Consider the following 17387-nt stretch of genomic DNA (forward strand, 5'->3'; position numbering starts at 1 on the left):
GGCCACCGGCTGGCTCAGCGATGCATCCGACTGGTTCTCCGACCGTTGCCGGAGGATCCGATCATGTCCGAGACAGACCGTGGAAACGACCGTGCGAACAGGCGAGTACTACGCCGTGACGTCGAACGCGCCGTCCACGAGTACAGGAACGAGGCAGGACACGTCGAGGTCGGCTGCGATGTCGACGTCGGCGCCGAATCCTTTGCTGGTCAGCTCGCGGCCGCCGACGCAGTCGTGTATGCGGTCGCTGAGGTGGTCGACACCGGCATCGAACAGGTCGACCGCTGCCCATGCCTCCGGGCTGAACCTGTCGCCGTAACCCAGCGCGGCAAGCCGAGAAAGAATGGCACCGGCGCCGAGATGATCCTCGAGGGCAGGGCGCAAAGAGCCGTCTTCGCTCCAGCGCTCGCCCGCGGCGATGACAGCAACCGAGCGCCGGGCCTCGAGGGCGGGCGCGAGCCACTCGGCGACAGCACTGGCGTTACGGAGGCAGCCGACGGCAATGGTCGAGCCGGTGGCTCGCAGTGCCTCGGCGATCGTCGATCCGTTGGGCGATGGCAGTACGAGCCGTGGGATCGGCTCGCAGGCGAGTAGACCGGCCGGTGAGAGCGAGGGCGCCGGAACCGAGCCCGACCTGGTCGCTTCGAGCCGTCCCACCGCGAGTACCGCGTCGTTCATTGCCGCGAACCTCGCGGCTTGCTCGCCCGTCCACCGGTAGGGGAAGACCCGCATGCCCCGCTCCACCGCGACGGCCACCGAGGTCGAGAAACTGAGGACGTCGACCACGACCGAAACATCAGCCCCGGCCGTCGTGGCCCCGACGGGACCCCAGTCGAGACGAACGTCGAAATCGCCCTGCCCGAACAGATCAGCCACAGCGGGCGAGCGTAGCCGACCGCTGGGAGCCATCGTCCACCCGCAATGATTGCGCTCTGCCGCCGAGGGTGCGGCACGGAGTCCGGCATCGGGCTGACGCTGTCCACTGCTCACCGCGGGGAGTACGGCTGGTGCCGCGAGCGGGTTGTCCGGCGGTCGGCGCGGTGGTTCATGAGAGTCACGATGACAGCCCCACGCGACAACGGACTGTCGTGTTTCCGCCCCGTCCCGTGTCCGCGACCGTCCTCGCGGACCGGTTCGGGGTGAGCCGGCGAACGATCGAGCGTGACCTACGTTCCCTGAACGATGCCGGCGTTCCCGTCTACGGATCCCCGGGCCGCACCGGCGGGTACGCGATCCTGCCGGAGTACTCGCTGCCGCCCGTGCCGCTCACTGTCGAGGAGGCGACGGCCTGTGTCGCAGCTCTGGGGCTGATGGATCGCTCGCCGCTTGCCCCGCACGCCCGAACTGCACTCGACAAGCTCCGCGCGGCGCTGCCCGCACCGGTCGAAGCCGCGGCCACGGCAGCGCCTGTCGTCATGACGGTAGTCACGCGGCAGGCACAGAGAACCGCCGCCTGGCTCGATGCCGTCCGTGACCACACCCTCGTGGAGATCCTTTACGAGAACGACCCGGCTCCCCGCCTCGTCGAGCCGTACACCACCCTCGAAGGAGGTGGTTCCTGGTATCTCGTCGGATGGTGCAGAACACGTGAAGGCGTAAGGGGTTTCCGCACCGATCGGGTCGCCGAGTTATCCGTGACAGCATCCACATTCGAACCCGACCACGTAGCTGCCGTCACGAACGACCTTGCCCGCTGGGCTGTCGCGCCGCTGACATGACCCATCAGTGTTAATACACCCCTGGCCCGTGGGCAACGGCTCTGCCGTGGCCCGTACAGGGAACAAGCGCCGAGCGGTGATTACACCGATGACGGTGTGTTTTCGATTCACCGGCAGTGCGACTTCCGGCCACGGAGTGCGCAGTTCGATCGTTCGGATCCGCGCCGGCACCTTCGCCTGCCAACCGCAAGTGCCCGAGTGGCAAGACGCTGATCGGCGCGCGGTCTGCGCCACGGATCCGACCTCGGGGTCACGATGCGCGAAATCCCGTCGGTTACCGCGCACTTCATGCTGGAAACAAGCCACTCCCCGAACCGCCCCGGGAAACGAGCCGCCACCGCAGCCGACACCGCGCCCGGCCGGTCGTCCGCCGCGGCCCGCTCGACTCCACTCAGAACTCGATGCACCGTCTGCCGAATCTCGGTAACGCTGCGGCGCAGTGGGTTTGGTTCATACGATGGCGTTCCGGCCGGCTACCCGGCCCTCTGCGACACCTGCAGGCCAAGCCGAAGTCATCCGCTCGACAGTCCTCCACGTCGAAGACCGCTACGTGGGGGCAACGAGCAATTCTGGGGGCTGTGACAGGCTTGTTCTGGTTGAACGCGGTCAACCCCCGTAGGGGCTCTATGTGCTCTCACCTGCCTCTTCATTATCTCACGGGCACCGTTTTCACCTACAACGGATAGCGGCTTTCGTTCTGCCCGGCGACCGCTATGGTGCCCGACATGCTTTCTGGTGAGGAGAAGTTCATTCGTTCCGGGCAAGTTCGGTTGTGGACCGAGCGTTTCGGCCGCCCCGGTGACCCCACCGTCTTATTGGTCATGGGTACTTCTACGCAGGGCATCGGCTGGCCCGACGAGTTTGTCGAAGCTCTCGTGAACAGCGGTCGGCAGGTGATCCGGTTCGATCATCGTGACACCGGCCGTTCCGACTCCGTCGATTTCACAACACACCCGTACGCGCTCGCCGACATGGCCGCTGACACAGCAGCTGTTCTGGACGGTCACGGCGTCACGACCGCGCACATCGTGGGGACGTCGCTGGGCGCGGCAATCGGGCAGTGGCTCGCCGTGCATCAGGCGGCCCGTGTCCGCACGCTGACGGTCATGGCTTCCTCTCCCATGGGAAACAACCCCGGCCCGGCATGGGCGCGGGCAATGGCAGGTCAACCGGCCGCGGCCGACGAACTCCCGCCCCCGACGGCACGGTTCTTCAACCACCTGATGGCCTTCGCGAAGGCGCCCGTACCACTGTCCAGCAGTGCATGGATGCCGATGTGCAGACCTGGCGCGCGCTCAACGGCGATGCCCTGCCCTTCGACGAGGCCGCCGCGCGGCGGTTCGTCGAACACTGCTACACCCGGGCCGACAACCTGGCTGCCGCCGAGAATCACGATCTCGCCGCTCGGCGCTGGGACGACGACCGGCGAGCGTCCCTGTCCCGCATCACCGCCGCCACCTTGGTCTTGCACGGCAGCAATGACCCGCTGTTCCCCAAAGCCCATGGTGAGGCCCTTGCGGCGCAGATCCCGGCGGCGCACCTGGAGATCGTGCCCGGAATGGGCCACCACCCGTTCTTCTCACCGGGGCTCACCGAGCGGATCGCCGACTCGATCATCGGCCACACGACCTGACTCCAAGCCGTCTATATGCGGGCCATCGTCCGACAAGCCGTCGCGAACAGCTCGCCGCTGCGCATACCGATCACATCCTGAGAGCACCCGGGGACATCGGGCCGCCAGGACTTCGAGCCGGCGTAGATCGGGATGCTCGGCAGAAAGCCGATCGACCGATACCGAACCCGCTGGGGCCTGTCGAAAATCGTTCTCGTCGAGACAGGCCGGCGTGGCCGGGCCCAGCAGTTCTTCCAGGCAAAGGACACGACCAAGCATTCCGGGATCCACAAGGTCCTCGACGAACAAGCCCGCGACGGCGCTGCGAACCGACGCTGCCGCGGACGCACTGGGCACCGTCACGATCGCCCGCCCCTGCAACACGATAAAGCCGGCCCAGCCCTGCGGGCAGATCATCGCTCGCGGAGAGATCGCCACATCCACGGGCTCGGTCGAGGAGAACGAAACCGGTACCCCGGCCGGCCCTCCCAATAAAGCGTGGGCTCCGGTCGGCGCAAGCGCTGCCGTCAGCAGAGCTGTCCTGCCGGTCGCCATGTCGTGGTCACGGTTTGCGGTCACTGCATCAACGCTGTCAGGCTTCCGCGGTGACGACAGAGTACAAAGCGACATACAACACCCTGGCTGTTCGATTGATCTCGCTTGGCATGATCTCGACCGATACCGCGCACAAGGTGCTCCGCGACATCGACGGGCTGGACGACGAAGGGCTAGACGACGAGCTGGACGGCGAAGATTTGGCCGATGCACTGGAATGTTTCGGGGTGGCGATCGGGGTGCACAGCGACAAAGTCGACGATCTGGAGGGCAGTTACCAGTACCTGTTGCGCGACGCGGCAGCTTGCACCGGTGGCGCCGTCGTCGTCGACGATGTCGAACTGCACAGCGATCCCGACGGCGGGGAGACTCTTCGATTCGTATGCAACGGCTCTGTTGTGGAGTGGTCACTGCAACACGATTTCGATGGCTATCTCGACTTCATGGGTATCCTGGGCAACATTCATGATCTCAATCCGCCCGGTGCGGATGATCACAGGACGTTCCGGTCGGTCGAGCTCGATGAGCCGGGGATCAACTACTACGTGTTGGCCACCGATGAGCAGGCGCTGGCGCTGGTGAATGAGTTCGGTCTGCGCCTCGACTGAGGCCTGAACACGACTTTCCCGGCGGATCGGCATCCCTCCCGACTCCTGCCCCACCGCCAGGCCCCAGATGACGAGCCGCCGCCCTTTCGACCAGAACCCGCAGCCCGCTATAGCAGTTTCCGGGAATGGCGATCATGGTCGGCTGGTGCACGGTCCGGCCGGTCGCTGCGGCGCCTCGCGGTGTACTGCGCCCACGTACGGGCGGACAGAGCGGCCCAGCGGCCGGCGTGGCGGGTGAGATTCCGAGGAGTTCGGCGAGGACGGGTGTGGGCAGGTCCGCTCGCCGACCGTATCGGCTGGACCTGCGGCCCTGATTGTGTAGCGGAAACCCTGTGACCAGCGATAAGCCTGTACCAGGGGGATCGGTGAACGGTTCGATCCCGGAAGGAGGTGAAAGCGATGGGTTCCTTCGGACTCGATTTCGGTGTCGGCCTCGATGTGTTCCTGAAGTGGCTCGCGGTCACTTTCGGACTGGACTTCGGCATCAGCTGACCGCCGGCCCCGCTCACTGCCGAGACGGCCGCTCGTCCCTGTGCCTACCGTCCCGGTGAAGGAGGCAGTGGGCGGCGCGCCTCCCAGTGCGCGCTGCCCACCGGCTCCGCCCCGAACTCCGGGTGCCGTGGCGTCGCGGTTGGTTCGTGGCGCGCGGTGTCCCGGCCCCTTACTGCGGCTACACGGTCTGATGCGGAAGGAACAAGACCATGACCAGCCGGCCGCCGTACCCGGATGAAGACCCACCCCGGCGAGACCTCCCAGGCCCCGGCCCCTACCCGCCCGAATATCACCTGCACGTGCCCTACGGCGGCGATTTCCGGGCAGGCTATCTCCGGCCGCCGAAGAAGAAGCCGAAATGGCCGTGGATCCTCGCCGCGATCGTGGCGGTGCTGCTGCTGCTCCTCGGCGCCTGTATCGCTTTCACCGGCGACGGCAACCAGGAGCAGCAGGTCAGGGAGCCGGTCGGCCTCACCTACGAGGTGAGCAGCGACGGCCCGCACGGCCGGGTTGAGACCTATCTCCGGCTCACCGGGCCTCGGCCGCTGTGATCGGACGAGGTGTCGTGACGGCCTCGCCGATCCACGGCAGGACCGCGTCGCGGACGTCGACCGTTCGGGGCAGCAGACCGTTGGCGTGCAACAGGTTTGCGCAACGTTGCTGCTCATCGAGAAATTCATCGGTGACCGGGCCGATCCCGAAGGGGCGTCCGCGCAAGGCCGCCTCCCAGCGATCGAGATCGGCGGTGCCACCGCGCCGTTCCGCGTCCTCGACGAAGAAACGCGCTGCCGCGCGCGGGTTGGCGACGATCCACGCATCCGATTCCTGCAGGGCCGTGACGATCGCTTCGAGTTCCGGGCGATGATTCTCGGCGAACTCGCGCCGGACGAACCACAACGAGGGGTGGCTGAAGAGGCCGTCGGTATCGATGAGCGTATGTACCTGCGTGGTGGCCTCGACCTCCGCCAGCGCCGGGTAGGCACCGACCCACGCATCGATATCGCCGCGCAACAGGGCAGCGCCACCGTCGTTCACGTCGATATCGACCGGGACGATATCGGACCAGCGCAGGCCCGCTCGGTCGAGAGCGAGCAGAGCGAGGGTGGTCTGCCACGAACCGTGCGCGATCCCGATCCGCTTACCGCGCAGATCGGCGATGGTGCGGATACCGGAGTTCGCCGGGCTCACCAACCGCCCGTTCTCGACGCGCGGACCGGAGATCCCGACGTACACCAGGTCGCGTCCCTGCCCCAGGCCGGTGATCGGCGGGGTGAACCCGGTGCCGATGAAGTCGTATCCGCCTTCGGCGAACAACCAGTCCGAGTGCAGTGTCGGCAGTCCCGTCCGGGGATCGGCCCGTGGTGGGGCCGGTAGCTCGCGTAGGTCCACCCATTCGACATCCCGGAGGTGTGGTTCGAGCAGGCCGTTGTGGCGCAGCACGAACAAGGAGTTGTTGTTCGGGAAGTAGCCGATACGAATGGTCATAGGAGGGCTCCTTTCGGCGATATGTCAGACGAGACCGCGGCGGCGGGCCTCGTCGAGCAGTCCACTGCGACCCCACTGGGCCACGAGGTTCGTCGGGTCGAAGTCCACGGTTCCGCCGACGAGTTCACCGAGCGCCTGGTACTGGGCGCCCTCTTCGAGGAGCACCACGAATTTGGCGAGGTCGAGCAGGCCCGAGCGGCCGATCACGTTGACCCCGCCGTTGGCCTCGAAGATCGCGACGAGGTCCGGGTCGTCGACGAGACGGTCGAGAATGAAGTCGCCGGGGGCCTGGCTGCGGTCGATATGGGCGGGGATATCGCGCGAGAGGGTCAGCCGTTGCGAGGCCGCGTATTTGATGCGCAGGGTTCGGTGTGTCTGCGCCCATCCGCCCAGCCAGGGGGTGTGGATATGCACGATCGAGGTGATCTCGGGGTGCTCGCGGAACACCTTGGCGTAACCGGTGACGAAACCGGCGGGACCGTCGCCGGCCAGCACCTCGCCGTCGAAGGACGCGAGGATCGGCTTCGCGCTCCGGTCCTCCGCCCACGGTCCGGGCTCGTTGAGCGCGACGGCCAGTTCTTCGCCGGGGACCCGCTCGACGAAGTTCACGGTGCCGTTGGCGGAGACGGTCCCGGTCTCACGGAACACGCGGAAAGCGGTGTCGGCAGCGCGGCGAGCATCGTCCACGAAAGCCGCGACCGCGGGGGTGACGCGCGATTCGGTGCTGGTCATGAGGAATCTCCTATCGGGTGGAAAGAGTGCGAACGGGGGTGGGCGTGGTGCGCCGGAGGAGGGGCAGTACTTCCTCGCCCACGCGGTAGGCCTCTTCGAGGTGGGGATTGCCGGCGAGGATGAAGGCGTCCACGCCGATATCGATCAATTGGTCCAGGCGTTCGGCGATCTGCTCGTAGCTACCCACCAGTCCGAACGCCGGTCCGCCGCGGATGAGGCCGAATCCGCACCACACGTTGGGTTGAACTTCGAGATCGCGGTATCCGGTGATGTGCTGCGGAACCCAGCCCTTGATCCGGGCGGCGCCGACGGAGTCGCCTTGGGCGGCACGGTCGGCCGCCGCACGGTCGACCGACGCCCACCCCTTCTCGATCTCCGTCCACGCGGCCTCTTCGGTATGCCGCGCGACGATGTCGATGCGGACCGCGAACTTCGGTGTGCGTCCGGTTTTTTCGGAAAGCGCGCGGACCGCGTCGAACTTCGCCCGCAGGTCGTCGAACGGTTCGAGCCAGGACAGGTAGTAGTCGGCGTGCCGGCCCGCGGCATCCACGGCGGCACCGGACGACCCGGAGAAGTACACCTCGGGGAAGGGCAAGCCCGCCAGTAACGGCGGCAGCGCCGCGCCCTCGGTCCGGAAGAACCGCCCCGCGTAGTCGAACGGTGTACCGTCCCACACGCCACGCAGCACGTCGAGGAACTCCGAGGTGCGCGCATAGCGGTCGTCATGGGCCACCTTGTCGCCCCACCACAACTGCGGCGCACCACCGCCGCCGCTGATGATGTTGTAGACCAGGCGTCCCCCGGTGGCACGCTGCAGGCTCGCCGACATCCGGGCGGCCTGCACCGGGTGCAGGAACCCGGGCTGGAACGCCACCATGAAGCGGTAGGTATCGCTTTCCCGGGCGAGTGCGGACGCGGTGGCCCACGGGTCCTCGGTGATCGGGAAGGAGGGCAGCAGCCCACCGACGAACCCCGCGGACTCCGATGCCTTCACCACCGCGGCCATATGGTCGATATAGCTGTATCCGTCCAGCCTGCCGCCCCGGATCGCGGGGGCGATATTGCCCGGCCCGTGGCCGCCGGCATGCCCCCGGTTGTAGCGGCGTGGCGTGCGCAACGACGCGTGGTCGCCCTCCATGCCGATGCGCCAGTAGAAGTCCGTGCTCACGCGTGGTTCTCCTGTCCTGCGAGAGTGCGGCCGGCCGGGTCGGCGAGGTGTAGCAGGTGCTCACCGGCTCGGTGCAGTTCCTCGATATGCGGATGCCCGGTCAGTTCGAATATCTCGATACCGCGCGTCCGGTGGTCCGAAAGCGCCTGCGCCACCTGTTCGTAACTCCCGACCAGGCCGATCGGCTGTGCGTAGCCGATGCGGTCGAAGCCCGACCAGCGGAAATCGTCGAGTGCGAGCGCGCGGACCTCGGCGTCGTCCGCCTTCGGATGGACCTCGCGCCACTGGCGCACGACCCGTGCCCACGCCTCGTCCTCGGTCTCCCGGGCGATGACGGGCAGGGCGAGTCCCGCCCGCACGGTGCGCCCGAACCTGCTCGCCGCAGCCCGCAGGGATGTCACCGCATCCTCCACGCCGTCCGCGGTCTCGGTGAATATGTGCACGTCACCGTGCTCGGCCGATAGTTCGATCGCCTCGGCCGAATCGCCGGACAGGTGGACGCGGGGGAAGGGCAGACCCGACAGAATGCCACGGAATCCGCCATCGATGACTTCGTAGTAGTCGCCGGCGAATTCGAACCCGGTACCCCCGAACCGTCCGGGCAGCACCTGCTCCTCGTTCCACACGCCCCGTGCGACGGCGAGGAATTCGGCTGCCCGCCGGTAACGATCGGCACCGGTGATCCGATCACCGCGGGCCGTGGCGTCGTCGGCGTCGGTCTCGACGCGCAATCGCCAGTCGAGCCGGCCGTTCGAAAGTCGTTGCAGGGTAGCCGACAACTTGGCCGCGTACACCGGTGTCCCGAACGCGGGATGGAATTCGACGCCGACGCGCAGATGCCGGGTCTGCCGGAGGGCGGAGCCGGCGACCACCCACGACTCCTCACCCTGCGGGTCGTAGGGGGCGACGACACCGTCGAGTCCGGACAGTTCGGCGGCGAGGACGACCTGGTCGAGGAAATCGAATCCGCCGCGGTGGGCGGAGACGGAGCCGACATGGCGGCCGTCCCCGCGCACCGGGAGCTCCCACAGGAACTCGGTCACGACGATGCCTCGCTTTCGGCGGCGAGCCGGGCACTCGCCTGCTGCAGGGGTTCCGGGGCCACCCACGAGGCGAGTTCGAAGTCCGTGGCGAGGAAGCCGTGGGTGTAGAGGAACTGCTTCTGCACGTCGAGCAGTTCGATCCGCTCCTCGGACAGCGTCGGGTGCAGGCCGCGGTGGAATGTGCCGCCGTACGCGGCGTGAACACCCACCGCGCCGGAGAAGGTCTCCCGGGCCAGTACGGCGCGGACCTCGTCGAGGTTGCCGGCGGCCCAGTTCGCGGCCCGTAGCGTCTGTACGAGGAACCCGACCACCAGTTCGGGGCGCGACTCCAGCAGATCCGCGTGCACGGTGATCGGGCGCGGGGTGCCGTTGTTGACGCGCGAGCGCTTCGATTCGGTGGCATCTAGATCCACCGCGATACGCAGGCCGTGTTCGCGGGCGATCTCCTGGGCGCGGGCGCCCTTGACGTAGATCGCGTCGACGTCTCCGGCGAGCAGCGCCTCCACGCCCCAGGTGGTGATCCGGCGACCCGTCGCGCTCTCGCCCCGCACCTGCGGGTCGCGCTCGACCGCGACCTCGACGGGCCGGACGTCGGCCCAGGTGAGGCCACCGAGTGCGAGCGCACTCGCGAATCCGTGCAGCGCCATCGCCCGGGGGAAACTGCGTGCCCGGTCCTGTGCCCAGGCCGGGACCGCGATCCGCAGCCCGGCGAGGTCACCCGGTCCGGATGCGGGTGAATCGGGTGCCACCAGGATCGCTTGTGCTTCGTCGATCCAGGTCAGGCCGATCAGTCTGGTGGGGGAGCCCTCGGCCCGCGCCGCGAGGGCGGGCACATTGCCGCCCTCGCGGATCAGGCCCGGCAGCCGGTGGTCGAAGTGTCGCGGCGCCAGTTCGGGACCGGCATCCTGCAACACTCCCAGACCGATTCCCGCCGCGGCGGCGGTCTCGCCCAGCCAGCCCAGACTGTGGGCCAGGCCGCTCGCGGTGGGCACGGGGCACCGGGTGTACCAGAGGGTGTCGAGGACGGGGTCGGCGGCAGCGGTCATCGCGTGCTCCTTCAGGGGGTTGCGGGGGAACGGGTGCGGCCGACACCCAGCTCGGCCAGGAATGCGGCGCGGTAGCGCAGGGACTCCGGATCGGTGCGGTCCCGGGGGCGGGCCAGGTCGATGTCGGTATCGACGGCGAACCGGCCCTCGTTGAGGATCAGTACCCGGTCGGCCAGCCGGACCGCTTCGTCGACGTCGTGGGTCACCAGGAGCACGGCCGGCCGGTGCCGCGCGACGAGGTCGCCGACCAGATCCTGCATCTGGAGCCGGGTCAGCGCGTCGAGCGCCGCGAACGGCTCGTCGAGCAGCAGCAGTTCCGGTTCGCGTACCAGGGCCCGGGCCAGCGCCACCCGCTGTGCCTCGCCACCCGACAGCGTCGAGGGCCACTGGCGCGCCTTGCCCTCGAGGTTGACCTCGGCCAGTGCGCGGGTGGCACGTTCCTTCGTCTCGGCGCTGCGGCGCTGACCGATGGTGACGTTGCCGAGAACCCGTTTCGACGGGATCAATCGCGGTTCTTGGTAGACGGTCGTCCGGCGTGCCGGTACGAGAATCTTTCCTCCGTCCGGTTTCTCGAGACCCGTCAGCAGCCGCAGCAGGGTGGTCTTCCCGGTTCCGGACGGACCGAGCAGGACGACGAACTCACCCCGGCGGATCTCCAGGTCGACCCCGTCGAGAACGGGAGTGACGCCGAACTTCTTGCGCAGGCCCGTGATCGACACCGCCACCGGTTCACCCGCTCTGCGGGCGGTGGCCGACGCGGGGCTCTGGGCACGGGTGGACAACGGAGGCAGGGGTGCTTCGGGGATCATCGGGTGGCCACCTGCCCACGCCACGGCATCGCGAACCGTTCGATGATCCGGACGATCCCGTCGAAGATCAGGCCCAGCACCGCGTACAGCACTACGCAGAGCACCATGTAGTCGGTGCGGTTGTACTCCTGGGCGAGGGTCACCAGGTAGCCGATCCCCTCCCTGGTCCCCACCTGTTCTGCCGCGATCAGGCCGGTGATCGCGATGGACAGGCATATCCGCAGTGCCATCAGCACACCGGGAAGCGCCGAGGGGAGGATCACCTCGAACACCAGGCGCGGGCCTCGCGATCCGAAGCTCCGCGCCGCTTCGACCATCTTGCGGTCGACATTGCGGACGCCGAGATAGGTATATGCGTACATCGGCCCGACCGTGGCGAACGCGATGAGCAGCACCTTGAACGTCTCGTCGATACCGAACCAGGCGATGAAAAGGGGAACCAGGGCGAGGAACGGAACCGCTCGGTTGATCTGCATGGTCGAGTCCACGAGTTCCTCGCCGAGGCTCGACAACCCGGACAGGACACCGAGGATCAACCCGGCCGCTACCCCGAACAACACACCGAGGGCGGCACGATTGAACGAGGCGATCGAGAAGTCGACGAGCTGTCCCGTCTCGTACAACTCCGCGAAAGCCGTCCACACCTTCGGCGGCCCGGCCAGGATCTCCTCGGGAATCACACCGGTCGCCGAACCGATCCACCACACCGCGACGAGCAGGGCGGGCACGAGAAAACGCAGCGGGATCGACACCCATCGGGGCCGGCGCCGGCCGCCCCGGTACCGCGGCACCTCGAGGTCGGGTTCCCCGAAACGCCGCCCGGCTCCGCCCTGCGCACGCGGCGTCGTCACGACGGCCATCTCATCTCCCTGTGGTCGGCGCGGGCCGGTTTCCGGCGGCGGCGAGCTTTTCCGCGAGCGGGTAGAAGACGTCCGCCGCGGTGACGGCACGGGTGATCACACCGTTCTCGTAGAACAGATCCGCCACGTCCTGCAGGTCGGCCGCGTCCTCGGCGGTCGGGTAGTGCGGCACCGACGCCCGGCGCCCGAGGTCGATCGCGCGCGCGAGCCGGTCCCCGGACAGCGCGCGCGGCCCGGCCTTCTCGAACACGTTCTCGAAGTCCTCGGGGTTGGCCCGCTGACGTTCGACCAACTGCTGCAACGTCTCGAGATACTTCGCGGCGACGTCGGGCCGCTTGTCGAGTACTTCGGTGCGGAACGCGACGATCGTATTGTCCGTCGAGCCGACGGTGGCCTCGGTCGCGATCTCGACGGCTCCGCGGGCCTTGGCTTCCGCGTACGGGTCGTTGAACGAGGCCCAGGCGTCGACCTGCCCGGTGGAGAAGGCGGAGGCGGCGTCCGATATCTGCAGGGGCACCCGCTCGACCCGGTCGGCCGGAATCCCGGCCTGCGCCAATGCCTTCAGCGTGATGTACTCACCCTTGCCCGCCGGATTGACGGCGACTCGCTTACCGACGAGGTCTTTCACCTCCTGGATCCCCGAGTCCGGTGAGGCGATGATCCCGGCCTGATCCTGATCCACCGGGTCGGCGACCGCGATGATCCGTACGCCGACATCCTTGGAGAGCGCGCCGACGACCGGACTGTAGGCGCCACCGGAGACATCGAGCTCGCCGGCGTTGAACAACTTGAGATTCGCGCTGAACGACGGCGGCGCCTTGACCCACTCGACCTTCGCGCCCAATGGAGCGAGCGCTTCGTCGAAAGTACCGTCTCGCTTGGCGACGGCGAGCGGACCGGAATTGCCTTCGTCGGTGACCCTGAGGACGAAGGTGGCGCCGCCGCCCGCCGCGGAATCGTCCGGGCCGGCTCCGCCGGAGCCACACGCGGCGGCAACCAGCGCGACGACGGGAAGGATCGCGAGAGCGGCGCGCACTCGAGGTGGTCGGCGGTGGGGACGCATATCGGCTCCTGGTCGGGCGAGGGCTGGTACTCGAGGAAGCTATGCGGCAGTCATGCGGGTGCCCACCCTTACCGTTCCGTTGACTGGAAAGCTTGACTCGGCGACCGGATATATGTTTGCCCTTCCCGGTGTCCAGAAATCGCGAAAATGCTCGGATAATAGCCACGACGGGGAGCCCGGTGGTTGCTGCGGTCGAAACAATTCTTTCCACAATCCGGAAAAACCGGTGCCCGATCCGCTCGTGTTCCGTGCTAGCTTCACCATGTGGAGCCCAGATCCCCGGCCACCGGCCAACTCCAGTCCGTCACCCGCGCTCTGGCCGTCCTCGCCTGCTTCCGTAACGGCGAGGACCTCGGTGTCTCCGAGATCGCCCGGCGGCTGGATCTGCCGGTGAGCACAACCCATCGCCTGCTCTCCGCACTCGTCGAGGCAGGCTTTCTCGACAAGATGGACTCGCCCAGCCGGTACCGCCTGGGGACCGCGCTCGCCGAATACGGTCAGATCGCCTATCGGCAGCACCGCATTCACCTCGCGGAACCACACCTGGAGGAGCTGGCGCGGATCACGGGCGCAAAAGCCTCCATCGCCGCGCGGCACGGTAACGATGCGGTACTGCTGGGAACCAGCAGCTGGCGCGAAGCGGACGGCCATGAACTGCAAGGTCTCCGGCTTCCCCTCCACGCCAGCGCGCTCGGCAAGGTGCTCCTGGCCTGGGCGCAGACCGGCGAGGACGAGTTGACCCGGCTGCCGTACGACCGTGGCACCGCACGGTCGATTTCCGGGCCGGTGGAACTCGGCAAGGAACTCGCTCATACGCGGGAACGCGGCTACGCGTTCAACGACGAGGAGCTCGTGCGCGGATTCCGGACCATCGGCGTACCGATAGGTGACGAGTCGGGGCAGGTGCGGTTCGCGCTCGGGCTGCGCGGGCCGGTCGAGCTGATGATCGACGAACGGGTTCCGTTCTTCGTCGACCTCGCGAAAGTCACCGCCCGGGAGATCGCGGGCGTCCTCCACTGAGGCCGGAACGTCCGGATCGCTCTCGCGGGTGCGCGGTGCCGGACCGTCCTCGAACTGCCGGCGATCATTCGAGTGCCGATGGCCGCACGGTTCTACCGCTTCGGCCGGTGCTCGGTGGGGGTTGACTGCGTCACCTTTCAGCCTTTACGGTGGCGCCGCTCACATATTAAAACGTTTCAACGACGAGGCGGAGCCCCGATGCCCGATACCATCGAACGAGTCTGTTTCCTGCTGACCTTGCGTCCGGAACGGACCGACGACTATCTGGCCGCCCACGCCACGGTGTGGCCGGACATGCTGGACGCGCTGCGAGCGGCGGGTTGGACGAACTATTCGCTGTTCCTCCGGCCGGAAGACGGCCTGGTCGTGGGCTACCTGGAGACGCCGGACTTCGCGCGGGCCCAGGCCGCGATGGCGGCCACCGAGGTCAATACGCGCTGGCAGGCGACGATGGCCGAGTACTTCCAGGCGCCCGCTGTCGCGCCAGGTGCGCGGCCGGACGAGACGATGCACCGCCTCACCGAGTACTTCCACCTGGACTGAGCCGACGGCTCGCCCCGACTTCCCCCTGAGAACCCTGCTAGACCCCGAGGAAGACCATGAAGGTAGGCGCACGAACCACCACCGGGTGGAAAGCGACGATATCCGTCGCGATGTCCAATTACATCGAGGCGGGTTCCATCATCGCCATCGCCACGAGCCTGACCTTCTGGCAGGACGCGTTCGGCATCAGCAATTTCGCCGTCGGACTGCTGGCCGCGTTGAGTGCCAACGCCTTCGGCGCGGCGATCGGCGCGGGTATCGGCGGGCCGCTGTGCGACCGCTTCGGACGTAAGGCGATCTACACCTACGACCTGCTGGTGTACATGGCGGGAGTGTTGCTCGCGACGTTCGCGATGAACTTCGGCATGCTGCTGGCCGCCTTCGTGATCACCGGTATCGCGGTGGGTGCGGGGGTGCCGGCCTCCTGGACCTATATCGCCGAGCAGGCGCCCACCACCGACCGTGCCCGCCACGTCGGTACCGCGCAGCTGGCCTGGTCGGTCGGGCCGCTGGTCGGGTTCGCGCTGGCCGCCGCGCTGGCGCCGATGGGGTTGCTCGGGTCGCGGTTGATCTTCCTGCACTTGTTCGTGGTGGCGGCGGTGGTCTGGTGGATCCGGCAGGGTCTGACCGAATCCAAGATCTGGCAGGACGAAGCGGGATCCGGTGCGGTGGCGCCGGTGCGGTCGGCCACCGGCGGACAGGGGTTGCGCGGGCTCTTCTCGCGCCGGATCAATATCACCGCGTTGCTCGTGCTGATGGGCATCTACGGTTTCTGGAACACCGTCGCCGGTCAGGCCGGTATCTTCATGCCGCGGGTCTACGACAGCGCGGGGGTGCACAGCGCCGTTGCGCAGAACCTGCTGCAGGTGCTGGTGTGGGGCTGCACCGTCACGGCGACCTACTTCGGGTTCATGGCCTACGCCGACCGGATCTCTCAGCGGCTGCTGTATGTGATCGGCGCGGCGCTCGGTGTGCTGGCCTGGTGCGTCCTGGTGTTCTTCACCGACGCCGGGATGCCGACGCTGCTGATCTTCGCGGTGCTGTGGGGCGTCTCCAGCAGTATCGGTGCGCAGGCCTTCTACAGCCTGTGGACCAGCGAACTCTTCGCCACTCCCTACCGCGCCAGCGCGCAGGGTTTCATGTTCTTCGTGGTGCGCTCGGCGACCGGCCTGCTGAGCTACTTCTTCCCGACCATGCTGGCCGCCACCGGGCTCACCGTGGTCGGTCTGCTGCTGATCGGCCTGCTCACCGTGGCCCTCGCGATCGGCGCGATCTTCGCCCCGCGCACGCAGGGCAAGACGTTGCGTGAAATCGAGGAGGAGCGCTACGGCAGCCCGGTCACCGGATCCGCGAGCGCCGGGGTGCTCCCCGAGACCGGAATCGGTCGCGGCCTCGAGGGTGCTCCGGTGGGAGGCCACTGAGATGTCGAACCCTGCGAAAGGAACATCGCCCGTGTCCCTCGACACCGTCCTGGAATCCCTCGCGATCGAACTGCCGTCCTGGGCCTTCGGCAATTCCGGTACCCGATTCAAGGTGTTCGGCACGCCGGGTACGGCCCGCACGGTCCAGGAGAAGATCGCCGACGCGGCCACCGTGCACCGGCTCACCGGTCTCGCGCCGGCCGTGGCACTGCACATCCCGTGGGACACGGTCGACGACTATGCCGCACTGGGCCGGTACGCCGCGGACCTCGGCGTGCGGCTGGGCACGATCAACTCCAACACCTTCCAGGACGACGACTACAAGTTCGGCAGTCTGACCCACACCGACAAGCGAATCCGCCAGAAGGCGATCGACCATCACCTGGCCTGCCTGGAGATCATGGAGCAGACCGGCTCCCGGGATCTGAAGATCTGGCTCGCCGACGGCACCAACTATCCGGGGCAGGGCGATATCCGGGGCCGTCAGGACCGGCTCGCGGAATCGCTGGCCACCATCTACCAGCACGTGGGCGAAGACCAGCGGCTGGTGCTCGAGTACAAATTCTTCGAACCGGCCATGTACATGACCGATGTGCCGGACTGGGGAACTGCCTACGCCCAGGTCAGCGCGTTGGGGGAGCGGGCGGTGGTCTGCCTGGACACCGGCCATCACGCGCCGGGCACCAATATCGAGTTCATCGTGGCGCAGCTGCTGCGGCTGCGGAAGCTGGGATCGTTCGATTTCAACTCCCGCTTCTACGCCGACGACGACCTCATCGTCGGCGCCGCCGATCCGTTCCAGTTGTTCCGCATCCTGTTCGAGGTGCTGCGCGGCGGCGGGCTGGCGCCGGAGAACGGGGTGGCGCTGATGCTCGACCAGTGCCACAACATCGAGGACAAGATCCCCGGCCAGCTCCGCTCGGTGCTCAATGTCGAAGAGATGACCGCGCGGGCCGCGCTGGTCGATCTCGACGCACTCACCGCCGCCCAGGAGTCCGGCGATGTACTCGGCGCCAACGCCGTGTTCATGGACGCCTTCTACACCGATATCCGGCCGCGACTGGCGGCGCGGCGCGCCGAGCGGGGTCTGCCGGCGGACCCGATGGCCGCCTACGCCCGCTCCGGACAGCAGCAGCGGCTCGCCGCCGAACGCACCGGGCCCGCCGCCTCCTGGGGCGCCTGACCACACCGACCACCAGAAAGAGGGAATTA

At 67.6% G+C, this 17387-nt stretch carries 18 protein-coding genes and 1 pseudogene; 9 read left to right on the forward strand and 10 right to left on the reverse strand.

Going from position 1 to position 17387, the window contains the following annotated elements; translation table 11 throughout:
* Window positions 1–108 precede the first annotated feature (108 nt).
* Window positions 109–876, reverse strand: coding sequence for a 2-phosphosulfolactate phosphatase (locus tag ON38_RS33170; RefSeq protein WP_039829309.1), 768 nt, complete (start codon window positions 874–876; stop codon window positions 109–111).
* A gap of 230 nt (window positions 877–1106) precedes the next feature.
* Here ON38_RS33170 and ON38_RS37280 point away from each other — a divergent pair, with 230 nt between their 5' ends.
* The 3 genes and pseudogenes from ON38_RS37280 (at window position 1107) to ON38_RS38000 (ending at window position 3351) form a co-directional block, all read left to right on the forward strand.
* Window positions 1107–1718: a helix-turn-helix transcriptional regulator gene (locus tag ON38_RS37280; protein ID WP_051165599.1), complete on the forward strand. Its 612-nt coding sequence runs from the start codon at window positions 1107–1109 to the stop codon at window positions 1716–1718.
* Window positions 1719–2443: 725 nt separating this feature from the next.
* Window positions 2444–2869, forward strand: a pseudogene (locus tag ON38_RS38345) (alpha/beta fold hydrolase); the annotation flags it as partial.
* 125 nt (window positions 2870–2994) lie between these two features.
* Window positions 2995–3351 carry an alpha/beta fold hydrolase gene (locus ON38_RS38000; protein ID WP_281004659.1) on the forward strand — a complete coding sequence of 119 codons (357 nt, stop codon included), beginning with the start codon at window positions 2995–2997 and terminating at the stop codon, window positions 3349–3351.
* Here ON38_RS38000 and ON38_RS36570 read toward each other — a convergent pair.
* Window positions 3298–3909 carry a hypothetical protein gene (locus ON38_RS36570; RefSeq protein ID WP_157182048.1) on the reverse strand — a complete coding sequence of 204 codons (612 nt, stop codon included), beginning with the start codon at window positions 3907–3909 and terminating at the stop codon, window positions 3298–3300. The two genes, ON38_RS38000 and ON38_RS36570, sit on opposite strands and share 54 nt — an antisense overlap.
* Window positions 3910–3935: 26 nt before the next feature.
* Here ON38_RS36570 and ON38_RS33190 point away from each other — a divergent pair, with 26 nt between their 5' ends.
* Both ON38_RS33190 and ON38_RS33195 read left to right on the forward strand, forming a co-directional pair.
* A complete protein-coding gene (locus tag ON38_RS33190; RefSeq protein WP_157182049.1) occupies window positions 3936–4493 on the forward strand; it encodes a hypothetical protein in 558 nt (185 codons plus the stop codon).
* 701 nt (window positions 4494–5194) lie between these two features.
* Window positions 5195–5536 (forward strand): hypothetical protein, encoded by a 342-nt coding sequence (locus ON38_RS33195; RefSeq protein WP_157182050.1) that lies wholly within the window; start codon window positions 5195–5197, stop codon window positions 5534–5536.
* Here ON38_RS33195 and ON38_RS33200 read toward each other — a convergent pair.
* From ON38_RS33200 to ON38_RS33235, 8 genes are read right to left on the reverse strand one after another with little or no spacing between them, the layout of a single operon-like run.
* Window positions 5514–6470, reverse strand: coding sequence for an ABC transporter substrate-binding protein (locus ON38_RS33200; RefSeq protein ID WP_039829315.1), 957 nt, complete (start codon window positions 6468–6470; stop codon window positions 5514–5516). The genes ON38_RS33195 and ON38_RS33200 overlap by 23 nt on opposite strands.
* A gap of 24 nt (window positions 6471–6494) precedes the next feature.
* Window positions 6495–7202, reverse strand: coding sequence for a class II aldolase/adducin family protein (locus ON38_RS33205; protein WP_039829316.1), 708 nt, complete (start codon window positions 7200–7202; stop codon window positions 6495–6497).
* 10 nt (window positions 7203–7212) lie between these two features.
* Complete coding sequence (locus ON38_RS33210; RefSeq protein ID WP_039829317.1) at window positions 7213–8370, reverse strand: LLM class flavin-dependent oxidoreductase; 1158 nt, start codon at window positions 8368–8370, stop codon at window positions 7213–7215.
* Window positions 8367–9413 carry an LLM class flavin-dependent oxidoreductase gene (locus ON38_RS33215; RefSeq protein WP_039829318.1) on the reverse strand — a complete coding sequence of 349 codons (1047 nt, stop codon included), beginning with the start codon at window positions 9411–9413 and terminating at the stop codon, window positions 8367–8369. Before ON38_RS33215 ends, ON38_RS33210 begins: the two co-directional genes overlap by 4 nt.
* The gene (locus ON38_RS33220; RefSeq protein WP_039829319.1) at window positions 9410–10459 is read right to left on the reverse strand and encodes an ABC transporter substrate-binding protein; all 1050 of its coding nucleotides are present in this window, start codon (window positions 10457–10459) and stop codon (window positions 9410–9412) included. The genes ON38_RS33215 and ON38_RS33220 overlap by 4 nt, the downstream gene beginning before the upstream one ends.
* A gap of 11 nt (window positions 10460–10470) precedes the next feature.
* A complete protein-coding gene (locus ON38_RS33225; protein ID WP_039829440.1) occupies window positions 10471–11268 on the reverse strand; it encodes an ABC transporter ATP-binding protein in 798 nt (265 codons plus the stop codon).
* Window positions 11265–12128: an ABC transporter permease gene (locus tag ON38_RS33230; protein ID WP_039829320.1), complete on the reverse strand. Its 864-nt coding sequence runs from the start codon at window positions 12126–12128 to the stop codon at window positions 11265–11267. Before ON38_RS33230 ends, ON38_RS33225 begins: the two co-directional genes overlap by 4 nt.
* A 1-nt stretch (window position 12129) precedes the next feature.
* The gene (locus tag ON38_RS33235) at window positions 12130–13191 is read right to left on the reverse strand and encodes an NrtA/SsuA/CpmA family ABC transporter substrate-binding protein (protein ID WP_039829321.1); all 1062 of its coding nucleotides are present in this window, start codon (window positions 13189–13191) and stop codon (window positions 12130–12132) included.
* A 264-nt stretch (window positions 13192–13455) separates the two neighbouring features.
* Here ON38_RS33235 and ON38_RS33240 point away from each other — a divergent pair, with 264 nt between their 5' ends.
* The 4 genes from ON38_RS33240 to rhaI all read left to right on the forward strand — a co-directional run bounded on the left by ON38_RS33240 (window position 13456) and on the right by rhaI (window position 17358).
* Complete coding sequence (locus ON38_RS33240; RefSeq protein ID WP_039829322.1) at window positions 13456–14211, forward strand: IclR family transcriptional regulator; 756 nt, start codon at window positions 13456–13458, stop codon at window positions 14209–14211.
* A gap of 198 nt (window positions 14212–14409) precedes the next feature.
* Window positions 14410–14754 carry an L-rhamnose mutarotase gene (locus ON38_RS33245; protein WP_085995548.1) on the forward strand — a complete coding sequence of 115 codons (345 nt, stop codon included), beginning with the start codon at window positions 14410–14412 and terminating at the stop codon, window positions 14752–14754.
* Window positions 14755–14810: 56 nt separating this feature from the next.
* Entirely contained in the window at window positions 14811–16175 is a 1365-nt protein-coding gene (locus tag ON38_RS33250; RefSeq protein WP_039829323.1) for an MFS transporter, read from the forward strand.
* 1 nt (window position 16176) lies between these two features.
* On the forward strand, window positions 16177–17358 hold the full coding sequence (rhaI, locus tag ON38_RS33255) for an L-rhamnose isomerase (RefSeq protein ID WP_051165624.1): 1182 nt from the start codon (window positions 16177–16179) through the stop codon (window positions 17356–17358).
* Window positions 17359–17387: the final 29 nt, after the last annotated feature.

This window comes from Nocardia testacea NBRC 100365, assembly GCF_000308775.1.
GTDB classification, from domain to species: Bacteria; Actinomycetota; Actinomycetes; order Mycobacteriales; family Mycobacteriaceae; genus Nocardia; species Nocardia testacea.